The 12,753-nt window shown below is 61.0% G+C and carries 12 protein-coding genes; 4 read left to right on the top strand and 8 right to left on the bottom strand.

The genetic code is table 11. The features are described from left to right. Positions 1–102: 102 nt before the first annotated feature. A complete protein-coding gene (locus tag ACO9S2_RS09415; protein WP_423721750.1) occupies positions 103–615 on the bottom strand; it encodes an O-acetyl-ADP-ribose deacetylase in 513 nt (170 codons plus the stop codon). 117 nt (positions 616–732) lie between these two features. Then, entirely contained in the window at positions 733–1,176 is a 444-nt protein-coding gene (locus ACO9S2_RS09410; RefSeq protein WP_423721749.1) for a hemerythrin domain-containing protein, read from the bottom strand. A 336-nt stretch (positions 1,177–1,512) separates the two neighbouring features. Between ACO9S2_RS09410 and ACO9S2_RS09405 the strand changes: the two genes are divergently transcribed. From ACO9S2_RS09405 to panC, 4 genes are all read left to right on the top strand, one after another. Next, positions 1,513–2,196 carry a type 1 glutamine amidotransferase gene (locus tag ACO9S2_RS09405; RefSeq protein WP_423721748.1) on the top strand — a complete coding sequence of 228 codons (684 nt, stop codon included), beginning with the start codon at positions 1,513–1,515 and terminating at the stop codon, positions 2,194–2,196. Positions 2,197–2,383: 187 nt separating this feature from the next. Next, positions 2,384–3,559, top strand: coding sequence for an LL-diaminopimelate aminotransferase (locus ACO9S2_RS09400; RefSeq protein WP_423721747.1), 1,176 nt, complete (start codon positions 2,384–2,386; stop codon positions 3,557–3,559). 97 nt (positions 3,560–3,656) lie between these two features. After that, positions 3,657–4,211 (top strand): 2-amino-4-hydroxy-6-hydroxymethyldihydropteridine diphosphokinase, encoded by a 555-nt coding sequence (gene folK / locus ACO9S2_RS09395; RefSeq protein WP_423721746.1) that lies wholly within the window; start codon positions 3,657–3,659, stop codon positions 4,209–4,211. Then, complete coding sequence (panC, locus tag ACO9S2_RS09390; protein ID WP_423721745.1) at positions 4,208–5,071, top strand: pantoate--beta-alanine ligase; 864 nt, start codon at positions 4,208–4,210, stop codon at positions 5,069–5,071. Before folK ends, panC begins: the two co-directional genes overlap by 4 nt. 44 nt (positions 5,072–5,115) lie before the next feature. Here panC and ACO9S2_RS09385 read toward each other — a convergent pair whose 3' ends face one another. The 6 genes from ACO9S2_RS09385 to ACO9S2_RS09360 all read right to left on the bottom strand — a co-directional run bounded on the left by ACO9S2_RS09385 (position 5,116) and on the right by ACO9S2_RS09360 (position 12,719). Continuing rightward, the gene (locus tag ACO9S2_RS09385; RefSeq protein ID WP_423721744.1) at positions 5,116–5,610 is read right to left on the bottom strand and encodes a PilZ domain-containing protein; all 495 of its coding nucleotides are present in this window, start codon (positions 5,608–5,610) and stop codon (positions 5,116–5,118) included. Then, positions 5,607–6,038 carry a MazG nucleotide pyrophosphohydrolase domain-containing protein gene (locus ACO9S2_RS09380; protein ID WP_423721743.1) on the bottom strand — a complete coding sequence of 144 codons (432 nt, stop codon included), beginning with the start codon at positions 6,036–6,038 and terminating at the stop codon, positions 5,607–5,609. Before ACO9S2_RS09380 ends, ACO9S2_RS09385 begins: the two co-directional genes overlap by 4 nt. Positions 6,039–6,048: 10 nt before the next feature. Next, positions 6,049–7,437: a DNA recombination protein RmuC gene (locus ACO9S2_RS09375; RefSeq protein WP_423721742.1), complete on the bottom strand. Its 1,389-nt coding sequence runs from the start codon at positions 7,435–7,437 to the stop codon at positions 6,049–6,051. Positions 7,438–7,673: 236 nt separating this feature from the next. Beyond that, entirely contained in the window at positions 7,674–10,301 is a 2,628-nt protein-coding gene (locus tag ACO9S2_RS09370) for a PEP/pyruvate-binding domain-containing protein (protein WP_423721741.1), read from the bottom strand. Between the two features lie 15 nt (positions 10,302–10,316). Then, a complete protein-coding gene (locus ACO9S2_RS09365; protein WP_423721740.1) occupies positions 10,317–11,654 on the bottom strand; it encodes a glycerate kinase type-2 family protein in 1,338 nt (445 codons plus the stop codon). Between the two features lie 9 nt (positions 11,655–11,663). Next, positions 11,664–12,719 (bottom strand): lytic transglycosylase domain-containing protein, encoded by a 1,056-nt coding sequence (locus tag ACO9S2_RS09360; protein WP_423721739.1) that lies wholly within the window; start codon positions 12,717–12,719, stop codon positions 11,664–11,666. Positions 12,720–12,753: the final 34 nt, after the last annotated feature.

Genomic DNA, 12,753 nt, shown 5'->3' with positions numbered 1-12,753 from the left:
ATACCGGAAGTGCGTCTCCCCCAAGAATGCAGGCGATTTGCCGGCCCTCATGGGCCGACTGCTGTCCCTACATGGTTCGGATCAGCCTCCAGAAGAAGGGAATCATTTATCCAACAGAATCTTTTCATACACGGCCAGGTCGCCTGGCGAGAAGCAACAGAAGATTACTTCACGAACTGCAGGGAATTCCCGCAAAGACTGCCGCACCGTGGCAACGGCAATACTGGCGGCTTCCTCAACGGGATATCCGTAGATGCCGCTGCTGATGCCGGGGAAAGCCAATCTTGCAACCCCGTTGGCTGCAGCGACTTCAATGGAACGGCGATAGCAGGAAGAGAGCAGCTCCGCTTCACCCTGCTGACCGCCGCTCCAGACAGGCCCGACCGTGTGGATGACGTAGCGGGCGGGCAGACGGTAGCCCTTCGTCAGCTTCGCGTCCCCGGTCTGGCATCCTCCGAGGAGACGACACTCCTGCGCCAACTCCGGCCCGGCTCCCCGATGGATCGCGCCGCACACTCCGCCGCCGGGCAGCAGGGAGGAGTTCGCCGCGTTGACGATGGCATCAACGTCGAGCGTGGTGATGTCCTTACATATAGCTCGAGCCCTGTGAGGCATGGTTACCCAACCGGCTCCGAATGGTACCAACCCTAATAGTCCGACACAGGGCATTCATGGCATGGGAGGCTAACACGCCCACCAAATGTTATGGCCTGCTCACAGGCTTGCTCAAAATCACGCTGCTTTCATCGCCACTCTGTCGTATGTGGGATACAGCGTGGCTTCTTCTCGGCCAATCCGTAGTCCCAACAGCACCACCAGCCGCTCGAGATCCTGCCCGAACTCAGCAGGGAACGCGATGTCTGTCCGCATCTTCTCTGAAACCCACTGGACGTCCTCATATTTCTCAAAAAACGCCAGCACTTGGGGCGCGATCTCTTCCATGTCTTTGGCGAACACCTCCAAGATTCTCCGCACCTCTTGGTTATGCTGCGCCACGCCGCTTAACACAGGATACAATTCGCGGTCTTCCTTCCCTAGATGTGCGAGTAGGCCCTTCTTGACCTCACTCAACAACCCGATTCGCTCCACTGCCGGCTTCGAGAAATCTCCCGCCTTCTTCAAGATCTGTTTTAGCTGAACATGTTCCGCCTTTAGCTGCTCAACCAGGTTTGCCATGAACGCTCCTCCTTGTGGAAACACTTCCCCTTCTTGCTTTCCCCGCCCTTGTTCTAAAACCTCGCACGACCGGTGCGACAACCATCGGCTAGCATCTACTAGACCAAACATGTGACTCGCCCGCAAGCAGATTTCAAGATCCGCGAAACATTAAGTCCTACGCCATCCTTAGCGATAGGCATGACTCGCATCGGATTACGTGATCTGTGATCACCATCCGAAAACTCATCCTACTCATGATGCCATCCGAATCAATTTCGGCACAGACCAACTCATAAGCGCCCTCTCGGTTCTCTTGACACACGCGGGAAGCAATGGCTTAAGATTCTTCTGTTTATGCGTGCTGTCTGTCTCCAGCATGTCTCATTTGAAGGGCCCGGTGCTTTTGCGGCCTCGCTCGCGAATCGCGGGGTGAGTCTCGAACGCCATCTCGTCCCCCAAGACGGCTTGCCGAAAGATGCGGGCGACTTGCTCATCGTCATGGGCGGGCCGATGTCGGTGAATGATACGGATGGTTGGATTGCCAAAGAGACCGCGTTCATTCGCTCCGCGCTGCTGGCCGGGAAGCCGGTGATCGGCGTCTGCCTGGGCAGCCAGTTCATGGCCAAGGCGCTCGGCGCCACCGTGCGGCCAGGCAAGGCGCTGGAAATCGGCAAGACACGAATCCATTTAACCGAGGAGGGAAAACAAGACCCCGTGTTCGGGGTGTTTCCGGAGGACCTCCCGGTCTTTGAGTGGCACGGCGAGGTCTTCGACCTACCGTCGGATTGCGTGCCCCTGGCCGGTTCTGAGATTGCCCCGCTCCAAGCCTTTCGCTTCGGCTCCCGCGCCTATGGCCTGCTGTTCCATCTGGAGATGGAGACGGACGGAATTGAGTCCCTCTGTCGCGAGTGCGCCCCCGATCTTGATCGGGCACAGGTGACCGCCTCGAAGGTCTCGATCGGCTTCCTCCCTCATATGTGGCTGTCGCACCAGATCGCCGATCGGCTGATCGGACACGTGCTTACTCCAGGGCGTTGATTGCGTCCATATTCCTGCTGTAGTCTTATCGCCTTACATCGCAGGATGGTCAAAAACGGCCGTCCAGCGATGCCGCAGCGTGCAAGGACCCGAGGCGTACGTTTATCAGCACGTTGAGAGTCTGAGCCACGCGAGAACGAAGCTGGCGGCTGTTTTCAACATCCTGCGGAAAAGGAGCGCATCGGACATGGCTGGTTTCCCCATTGAAGTCGCAACTCGCATCAAAACCTTGCCCCCCTACCTGTTCGCCGCCATCGATAAGATGAAGCAAGAGGCGATCGCCAGGGGCGTCGATATCATCAATCTCGGCATCGGCGATCCCGATTTGCCGACCCCGGCTCCGATCATCGAGAGCCTCGCGCAGGCCGCCAAGAACCCCAAGCACCATCAATATCCCTCCTATGAAGGGATGCTGGCGTTCCGGAAAGCCGTGGCTGATTGGTACAAGCGGCGGTTCAACGTGACGCTCGATCCGGCCGATGAAGTACTGACCTTGATCGGATCGAAAGAAGGGATCGGCCACATCCACCTGGCGTTCGTCGATCCGGGCGATGTGGTGCTGGTGCCGAGCCCCGGCTATCCGGTTTATCCGGTGGGGACCAGCTTCTCCGGCGGCGTCTCGCACATTATGCCGCTGACGAAGGCCAACGGGTTCCTGCCCGACCTGAACGCGATCCCCAAAGACGTGGCGAAGAAGGCCAAGCTGATGTGGTTGAATTCGCCGAATAACCCGACCTCGGTTATCATGACGAAGGACTACTTCAAGCGGGCGATCGAGTTCGCGCAGGAGAACCAGATCATCATCTGCCACGACGCGGCCTACTCGGAGATTTATTACGACGGCAAGCGCCCGGCGAGCTTCATGGAAGTGGACGGCGCCAAGGACGTCGGCGTGGAGTTCCACTCTCTCTCCAAGACCTACAACATGACCGGCTGGCGCCTCGGGTTTGTGGTCGGCAACAAGACGGTCCTGGCCGCGCTGGGCAAGGTGAAGAGCCAGCTGGACTCGGGCGTGTTCGAAGCGGTGCAGGCCGCCGGCATCACGGCGCTGGGCCTGGACGATTCCGTCACCGACGGCATCCGGAAGATCTACCAGGAGCGCCGCGACACGCTCATTCCCGGGCTCAAGAAACTGGGGTTGGAAGTGGATGCGCCGCCCGCCGCCTTCTACATCTGGGTGACGGTGCCGAAGGGCTACACCTCGGCTTCCTTCACCGCGCATCTGTTAGAAAAGGCCGGTATCGTCACCACACCGGGGAACGGCTTCGGCGCGCCGGGCGAAGGCTATATCCGCATGACGGTCTGCACGACCAAAGAGCGGTTGGCGGAAGCGGTGGAGCGGATTCAGAAGGCGGGATTCTAAAAGGATGTCGCTCGTGAAGCGTGAAGCGTCGTTCGCAAAATACTCTCTTGTTCTTCCTGCTTAACGATTCACGAATGACGTTTCACAAGATACGCTTATGAGAGAGACGGTCTTCATCGGCTTCGGTTCCAACGTAGGAGATCGTCTCGACTTCTGCGACCGGGCGGTCACGCTCCTGAGCCTGCTCCCCCACTCTCAGGTCTCCGGCGTGTCGCTGCTGTATGAAACCGAACCGGTGAACGACCATGCCCAGCCGGGAGACGGCTGGTTTCTGAACGGCGTGGTACAGCTGGAGACCGACATCACGCCGCGCAGCCTGCTGACAGTCCTTCGTGAGATCGAACGCTCATTGGGACGGGACGAGGACAATCGCTCGGGCCCCAGAACCCTCGATCTGGACATCCTGTTCTACGGCCGGCGCATCATCGACGAACCGGATCTCGTCGTGCCCCATCCCCGGCTGCACCAGCGGCGCTTCGTCCTTATGCCCTTGAGCGAACTTGATCCGCTGTTTGTGCACCCCACCCTGAAGAAGACGATCAACCAGTTGCTGGCCGAGGCCGGAAAACAATCGGAAGTCCGTCTGCTCTTCCCCCAACCCTCCACCCGCTACGGCTCGCGCCCGGCCTGCAGCCCCCCGCCGGGATCATGAAGATCATTCGCTCCCCCAAGACCATGACGGCCTGGAGTCACCGGCTACGACGCGAGGGCGTGACGATCGGCTTCGTCCCGACGATGGGGGCGCTCCATGACGGCCATCGAGCTCTCATCCGCGCGGCGCGACTGAAATGCGACGCGCTCGTGGTGAGCATTTTTGTGAACCCCACGCAGTTCGGCCCGACCGAAGACCTGTCGAAATATCCCCGTCCCATCACCAAAGACCGGGCCTTGTGCCGACAGGAGGGGGTGGACATCTGCTTCGAACCCACTGCGGCAACTATGTACCCCGAGGGCTTTCAAACGGTCGTGACGGTTCCCGACCTCGCACGCCGCTGGGAGGGAGCAATCCGGCCTCATCATTTTGCCGGCGTGGCCACCGTCGTCACGAAACTCTTCGGTATGGTCCGGCCGGACCTTGCTCTGTTCGGGCAGAAGGATTTTCAGCAGGCCGCGCTCGTACGGCGGCTGATCGAGGATCTGAATCTCGGCGTGACCCTGATCGTGCACCCGACCGTGCGCGAACAGGATGGGCTGGCGATGAGCTCCCGCAACGTCTACCTGTCGCCCGAAGAACGGGCAGTGGCGCCGGTCCTCTTTAAAAGTTTGCAGGCCGGGGCCGGGGGGATCCGGGGAGGGGTCACGGAAGGGGCAGGGATCCAATCCATCATGACAGAAACGCTCCGACAGCACTCCGATGCGGCCATCGACTATCTGGCCGTCTGCGATCCGCAGACATTGGAACCGCTCCCGGCCGTCACCTCGCAGGCCGTGCTGCTCGGCGCCGTCCGCGTCGGCACTGTACGGCTCATCGACAATATGCTGGTTTCTGTTCCTGCAAAGAAAAAGCGCTGAAGAAATGGGGACACCGGTAGGGGAAGGGACTTACGGGTAGAGATTTATATGAGGTTCTGCCCGACCAAGAGTCCAAGCACGACCTGGCTTAAGCGGTGTTTGGCGTCGGGACGAAGCTCCAGAAACTGCACTCCCACCGAATCCGGCCTTACGGAACAGACCATGGCCGACTTAATATGAATGTCCTCCACCTCGGAGGTCGGCTTCAGAACCAGTTCCAGAAACGACCCTTTGGGCAGGTTCACATCTGAAAGCGCGCACCCGCCCATTGAAATATCGGAAATCCGTTTCGTCCCAGACACCTGACTGCCGCCGAACACCTGCGCTTCCATGGAGGTCGCAAGTCGAGTGAACTGACGCCGGTCCGGCTCGACCTCTCCCTGACCTTCGTCCAGAGACGCGGCACGAAACTGGTGGGTGCAGAGCTGACAGCGGAAGGGAGCCAGACTGAACCAGGCCAACACCCGATCTACCGGCCTCTCCGGCGCGATCACTCGAACGAACGGTGTTCCGCAATTGGGACAATGCCGGGTCCTCATGTCCGTTTCGCAGCCTCCTTGAGGTCTCCCGGCGCCTCAAGGGCTTCACTTGTGGCCTGTGCTTGCACGGCCAGGAGCGGCGCAACCTGGGCCGGTGAATAAGTCGCAGGCTTGACCCATTTGCCGTCGGCCCGCTTGTATCCCCCGACCTTGCTCAGGTTCGAGCGGTGCACCTCGCGGAATACCGGGTCCATATCGATGCCATAGGACACGGCGGTGCCATACACGACGTAGAGCAGGTCGGCCATCTCCTTGGCGACGGCCGGCAAATCTCCGGCGGCCATCGACTCCTTGAGTTCGTCGAACTCCTCCTGAATGAGACGGACACGGAGACGTTTCGTGTCCTCGCTCACCTCAGCGGGAGCCGTCTGCACGACGATCTCGAACTTGCGGTGAAACTCCTCAACCATCGCCTGCTCATCGGTCATGGATGCTCCTTTACTCTGCCTCAAACGGCAACGACTTTCGGGGGAGCAGTTCGGCCGGCTCCAACACCGGAATGTCTTTCTCCGACGAAATCCCCAATTCCTTGAACCGGCGGGCCGCCGGTAGGATACGCGTTTCCAGCGATCCCACGGCACGATTATAGGCGGAGACACTCTTGCCCAGCGCGTGGCCGACGTCGTTCAGATGCTCGGCCAGGACGGCCATCCGCTCATAGAGATCCTTGCCCAGCCTCCCGGCCTCTTCCGCATGCGCCGTCAACTGTTCCTGCCGCCAGCCATAGGCCACCGCGCGCAAAAGCGCAATGAGTGTGGCCGGCGTGGCCAGGACGACGCCGCGCGCGAATCCTTCCTCCATGAGGCGGGGATCCTGATCCAGCGCCGCGCCGAGGAATTGCTCCCCGGGGAGAAAGAGCACGACGAACTCGGGCGCGCGATCGAACTGGTTCCAATAGGCCTTGAGCGACAATTCGTCCAACCGGCTCCGGACCTGCTCCGCGTGGCGGCGCAGGGCTTCGGCCCGGACAACATCGTCCTGCGCCTCATGGGCATCGAGATACGCCGCCAGGACGGTCTTGGCATCCACGATGATCTGGCGTCCTCCCGGCAGCTGCACCACCATGTCCGGCCGGAACCGTCCTTCGTCACCCGTCACGGTCTCCTGCTCCACAAAGTCGCAATGATCGACCATGCCGGCGAGTTCGGCCACCCGCTTCAGCGTGATCTCCCCCCATTGCCCGCGCACGGTCGGCGCGCGGAGGGCCTTCACCAGATTGCCCGTCTCCTGTTGCAGGCGCTGGTGCGATTCCGCCAGCGATTTCAAATGCTGGTCCAACCCGCCATAGGCCGACTGGCGCGACTGCTCGAGCAATCGCATTTGTTCATCGTAGCGCTGTAACGAATCGTGCAGCGGCTTGACCAGACTGTCGATGGCCTGCTGGCGCTGCGACAAATCGCCTTCGGCTTTCGCTTGCAGGGTTTCAAACGACACGCGGGCAAGGTTGAGGAACGCCTGGTTGTTCTGCTTGAGCGCCTCGCTTGAGAGCGCTTGAAACGAATCCAGCAATTGCTGCCGGGCCTGATCCAGCAGATGCTTCTGCTCAGCCACATTCTTCTGCGCTTCTTCAACTCTGGTATCGGCAGCCGCGCGCGCCTGTTGCGCCAGCGCCAGATCGGCTCGAAGACGTTCCCCTTCCACGCGATCCTGTTCGGCCTGGCGCCGCAGCTCGGCCGCAAGGGATTCGGCCCGTTCGGCACGCCCGATCTGTTCGACGGATTGTTGCTGAAAGCGACGGGAGGAACGGCTCGAGACGAGGAACCCGCTGGTCATCGCCCCGAGAATCAGGCCGACCAGAATTCCCAGTAATAAGGCGCTGACATCCATAGAGCACTCCGCGTGATCCTGGGGAACCTGACTCCCCCGCACGCGACCAGACCTTGCAGCGTCAATCTGATTGGGGATAAATCTGCTTGAGGGTAAGGAATACGCCGTGAAAGGTCAACACTGGAAAAGTCCCAGTGCCATTCGGCCCTACTGCCATCCGCTACGATCAGCAAGGCCGACGGCTCGGCCGGGAGCACCGTGGAGAACGGGTTTTGTACCGTCGCAGCGCAAGAATTTCAGGATGGAGGATTCTCCTGCCGCCACACTTCGCCGGTTGTCGCATTCATCTCCACCCGTTCACCATCCTGCAAACAGGTCGTCACTCCGGGAATGTTGGCGACAGCCGGCAATCCATATTCCCGGGCGATGATCGCGCCGTGTGATAACGTCCCGCCCATCTCGACGACCAATCCGGCAGCAACCCCGAACAGCGGCGCCATCCCAGGATCGATCACGGGCGCCACCAGAATATCTCCCGCCGTCACCTTCTTCCAATCCGCACTCGTGGTGACAACACGCACAGGGCCGGAAGCCATCCCCGCGCTGATCGGAATTCCCCGCCACCGTGACCCCGCCTCCAGGGAGCTTTCGCCCCGGGGCCCGCTTTCGTGGTCCGTAAGACTGTCCGGCACGGTTATACGGACGTTATCTGTGCGAGCCTCTTTGCGCGACCGGACCAATGCCCGCCAATCGCGAGCGGTGGGCTGCAAGAGGTCGAGCTGTTCTTCGACCCGGATGAAAAACATATCCTCCGCCTGTTCGAGGACGCCCCGTTGCACGAGCAACGTCCCGGCCCGCAACAACAGTTGCCGCACCGCCGCCGCGTAATACATAAGATGATGCCGATTCGCCTCCCGCAGCGCGAAAAAGCGACAGAGCCGTCGATACCACCAGGAGAAAATCAGCCACCGATCCACCCGCCAGCCGCAACGATGGCGGATCTCCGCAAGGGCCCGCTCCCGCACTTCCCGCTGTCGTGCCACGATCTCGGCCGGCGACACAATCGCCGCCGCCAGCACCTGATGGCGCAGGACCTCCAGCACCAGCTCGGGCTGGTCAGCAAACCGGGGCGACATGATGTCGGACTCGCCCACGCCCCGCTGTCCGTAGTCCTCAAGATATTGGTCAAACAAGCGACGGAAATAGGTCCCGGCCAGCGCCCCTCCCCCTGCCAGCGCCTCCCACTCGGACCCCTGAAACAGGCGACGCACCCGCTCATCGCCGCGCGCCGCCTCAGCGAGGGCGGCCAGCCGGATGATCTGCTGCGCGCTGATGGCCTGGGCCCGCCCTTGCAACGCCGCGTTCAACAGGCCGCGCCAATCGGTCCCGAGCCAGCGCGGCAGCAGATACCCCAGCGCCTGCAGACACTGCGTCACGCCGCCGGCAATCCCGAACGTGATTTCCCGCGACGCAAACTGCCCGTTGGATGCGATGACCCGGTCGCGTACCTGCTCCAACGTGAGCGATTCCACCTTGTCGCGACGATTGTCCGCCGCCATCTGCTTCATGTCGGCAAACCAGGATGACGAATGACGGGTAGCCCGGTTGATCCACCAGGTGATCAACAGGCCGGCTCGAAGCATCGCCCACGGGCCCAGCGGTTTCACCGGCAACGGCCTGGTCACCGTATGCCCGCCCATATGCTCCGCCAGGATCGCGGGATCGCCGTGCAACTGCTCAATCAAGGCATGCATCAGGCTCATGTTCAGATACGGACGCCCGTGATGAATCCTGACGGGTGACAGACCGGGAGGAATGTGACAGCCCAGCCGCCGATAGGGTCCCATCAGAAACCGATCCATGAACTGTTCGAGAAAGGAGAGGCCGAGCGGGCTGGGCACTTCCGGCATGGTCTCTTTGAAATTGGTACGGGACCATTCGCAGGGTTCAGCGGGCTGGGACGCAGGGGCAGCCGCGACGGTCACCGGCCTGGCTTGCAGGAGCCAGAGCCCTTGTGCATCCGAGGCCCATTCGAGATCGACCGGATACTGCAACGCCGATTCAACCCGCTTTGCCAACTGCGCGAGTGCGACGATTTCGCCGTCCGTCACCGACGGGCATTCGCGTTCAGCCTCTGGAATCGCTTCGGTCTGCACCCCGCGGACACCCGCCCGCATCAGGTGAGTTTTCGAGGCAATCATCCGTTCACGCACAATGGCACGACCCGTCGAGACATCCCAGCGAAGTACGAACTGATCCGGCGACATCGTGCCGTCCACCAGACCCGGCGCAAGCCCCGGCACAGCGTTCACCACCACCGCATCTCCACGACCGGTGACAGGATCGCCCGTATAGGCCACTCCCGCCGCGCGCGCGCGGATGACCGGCTGGATAACCACCGCCATCGCCGGCATCGACGTTGCGCGCCCGATTCGCCGGTGGTAGTCCACAACACGGTCTTCCCAGAGCGAAGCCCAGCAGGCCTGCAAGCTCGCCCCGATCTGCTCCCGGGTCACAGCTAATGATGTCCGGTAGATTCCGGCAAAACTGGCATGGCCCGCATCTTCGTTCGTCGCGGATGACCGCACCGCCCACAACTGATCCGGAGGCCGGCGGAGCGCATCCAGCGCTTGCGTCATCTCCTGTAGAATCCGGCCAGGCGGCGGCCCGTGAAGAATGCGTTCGCGAATCGCGGCGAGACGCACCCTGCGTTCTTCCCCGCCGGCTTGCACCGCCTCCTGCCACTGTGACTCGGCATTGATGTGCAGGCCTTGCAAGAACGAGCGATAGCCCGCCGTCGTGACACACAGTCCCGGCGGAACGGGAAATCCTTTGGCCAGCAGACGAGCCAACCCCAGGGCTTTCCCCCCGGCCACCTGACAGTCGGTACAGGATTCGAGCGGGATGACGAACTGAGGAGCCATGGATGTGGATACTAGCTATAAAACAAGGAGGATGTATAGGTCGTTCACGTTGGTTCCCGTGGGGCCGGTCATCACATGGCTCTTGAGCGTCTTGAGCGCCGCATAGGTGTCATGCTGCACGAGGGCGCGTCGCAAACTGACGCCCTTCCGCTGGGCCTGCGCCGCCGTGGCTCCGGATACCACCGCCCCGGCAACGTCTGTCGGACCGTCGGTCCCATCGGTCCCGACGGCGGCAATCCACACGTGTGAGAGCCCCGCGATCTCACGCGCCGCCGCGACGGCGAATTCCTGCGCGCGACCGCCTTTGCCATGTCCCGTGACCGTTACCGTCGTTTCTCCTCCTCCCGCCACACAGCAGGGCCGCCGCAGAATTCCCTTTCCTGCAGTAACGCGACGGGCCAGCAACGCGAAGGCTTCTCCGAGCTGAGACGCCTCCCCGATGAGCGGGGTCGAGAACAGCACCGTCCGCAGGCCCGCTTGCCTCGACGCTTCCTCGACGGCCGCCAGCGCCTGTGCATTGTTGCCGATGATCTCGTGCTGCACTCTCCTGAACCGCACAGCGCCCGGCTTCGGGGTCTCAGCCACACCCCCCCGCCGTCCCTGCAGCAAATGTTTGCGTATAGAGTCAGGCGCAATGGACCAGAGATGATACCGCTTGAGAACGGCGATGGCATCGTGAAACGTGGACGGGTCCGGCGCGGTCGGTCCTGATCCAATGGAGGCGAGATCGTCGCCGATCACGTCTGACAGAATGAGTGAGACGATTCTGGCCTTGGTGGATTGGGCAAGTCGGCCGCCCTTGATCGCAGAGAGGTGCTTCCGGACGACATTGATCTCTTGGATGGTCGCTCCGCTCCGAAGAAGATCATCCGTGATCATCTGCTTGTCGGCCAGACTGACCCCGGAAACGGGAGCCGGAATCAGGCTGGAGGCTCCGCCGGAGATGAGCACGAACAGAAGGTCGCGAGGGCCACAATCCGCCACTCGTTTGCGCAATTCCGCCGCAGCCTTGAGTCCCGCACGATCGGGAATAGGATGCGCCGCCTCCAGGACAGTGACCCGCCTGGTCGGAGCCCAGTGGCCTTTTTTGACCACGACGAGCCCTCCGTCAAGTTGACGACCCAGCACCCGTTCAAGTGCTTGCGCCATCCGAGCGGTGGCTTTCCCTGCGCCGACAACAACCACTCGGTCAAATTGCCGCAGGTCGTAACGCCGCCGGCCGACATGGAGGATGTCGCCGTCCCGGCTGACCCTTCGTTGGATGGCATGAGAGGGATCAGCGGCCTGTAACCCAGCCCGGATCAATTTACCCAGTAGAGACTGAGCGGGGGATGCAGGAATCTGGAGACGCATGGGACTCGATCAGGGTGTCTTGTCTTGCTTAAAGCACCGGTTCGGACAAGTCTGTCGGGGCACCTTAATCTGGTAGGTGCCTTTCGGCAGCACGTCTTTCTTGAATTCCGGATTGAGCATCTTGAGTTCGAGGAAATAGGTTCCAAACTCCTCGGCGATGGAAGTCAGGTTTCGCTGCGCCTCCTTTACATTCACCGTCACCGTTTCCGTATCCACTGTGACATAGAGATCTTTCTTGGTCAGGCCGAGATACTTTTCCGGCTGTGAGTAGATCTCCTTGGCCGCTATAATTCGCGGGACATAGCGCATCGTCTCGCGTGGCCCGTGCATTTTCCAATAGTCGGTGATCTTCTGCTCTTTGAGCAGTTTTCTCACCCGCTCTTCACCGGCATTGTAGGAGGCCATCGCCAGAAACCAATCGTTTTGCTGAAACTCTTTCAAATATTTGAGGTACTTGATCGCCGCCTCAGTCGACATCTCGAGACTCCGCCGTTCGTCGCGCACCGCATCGCTCTTCAGATGGTAGCGCCGTCCGGTGGACGGAATGAATTGCCAGGGGCCGGAGGCCTTGGCTTTGGAGTAAGCCGCCGCAATACACTTGCTCTCCACCAGCAACATATACTTCAGATCGTCCGGCAGTCCGGCTTCGGCCAATTGCTTTTCGGCCGGCGGAAAGCACCGGCCGGTTCGCTTGGCCAATATGATGCTCTCGCCCTGATCTTCCAGGAATTGATAGAACTCGTATTCGATCCGTTCGCGGACCTGCCAGTTGTCGAGCGGAATGGTTTGTCCGGCGAAGGTGAGCTTGTCCGGCAGTTTGAACGAGCTGAGGAAGAACCGTTCGCCTTCGCGCTTGATCTCGGGAAGGATGACCAGCCGATCTTCAGGCTCGGCCTGCCCTTCGAGTGGTTCAGGAAGGATGAGATCTCGGAAACCCGCTTCCGGCTTGGCCGGATCCCTGCTCTCCGATTGATCCGAGTTGGTCTGTGCCCATGCCTGACCGGCACCCCAGGAAAGAAGAACCGTCAGGACCCAATACCCCACTCGTGCGTGACACCCTGCCATCCGTGGTACTCCTCTTTTCTCCCCGACCGATGAA

It is taken from the genome of Nitrospira sp. NS4 (assembly GCF_049546785.1).
Classification (GTDB): domain Bacteria; phylum Nitrospirota; class Nitrospiria; order Nitrospirales; family Nitrospiraceae; genus Nitrospira_D.
The sequence above is the reverse complement of the archived record's forward strand: the minus strand, read 5'-3'. Positions and strand labels throughout refer to the sequence as shown.

Coding starts and splice junctions, on each gene's coding strand:
- ACO9S2_RS09415 (WP_423721750.1), bottom strand. CDS start 615: ATGCCTCACAGGGCTCGAGCTATATGTAAGGACATCACCACGCTCGAC.
- ACO9S2_RS09410 (WP_423721749.1), bottom strand. CDS start 1,176: ATGGCAAACCTGGTTGAGCAGCTAAAGGCGGAACATGTTCAGCTAAAA.
- ACO9S2_RS09405 (WP_423721748.1), top strand. CDS start 1,513: ATGCGTGCTGTCTGTCTCCAGCATGTCTCATTTGAAGGGCCCGGTGCT.
- ACO9S2_RS09400 (WP_423721747.1), top strand. CDS start 2,384: ATGGCTGGTTTCCCCATTGAAGTCGCAACTCGCATCAAAACCTTGCCC.
- folK (WP_423721746.1), top strand. CDS start 3,657: ATGAGAGAGACGGTCTTCATCGGCTTCGGTTCCAACGTAGGAGATCGT.
- panC (WP_423721745.1), top strand. CDS start 4,208: ATGAAGATCATTCGCTCCCCCAAGACCATGACGGCCTGGAGTCACCGG.
- ACO9S2_RS09385 (WP_423721744.1), bottom strand. CDS start 5,610: ATGAGGACCCGGCATTGTCCCAATTGCGGAACACCGTTCGTTCGAGTG.
- ACO9S2_RS09380 (WP_423721743.1), bottom strand. CDS start 6,038: ATGACCGATGAGCAGGCGATGGTTGAGGAGTTTCACCGCAAGTTCGAG.
- ACO9S2_RS09375 (WP_423721742.1), bottom strand. CDS start 7,437: ATGGATGTCAGCGCCTTATTACTGGGAATTCTGGTCGGCCTGATTCTC.
- ACO9S2_RS09370 (WP_423721741.1), bottom strand. CDS start 10,301: ATGGCTCCTCAGTTCGTCATCCCGCTCGAATCCTGTACCGACTGTCAG.
- ACO9S2_RS09365 (WP_423721740.1), bottom strand. CDS start 11,654: ATGCGTCTCCAGATTCCTGCATCCCCCGCTCAGTCTCTACTGGGTAAA.
- ACO9S2_RS09360 (WP_423721739.1), bottom strand. CDS start 12,719: ATGGCAGGGTGTCACGCACGAGTGGGGTATTGGGTCCTGACGGTTCTT.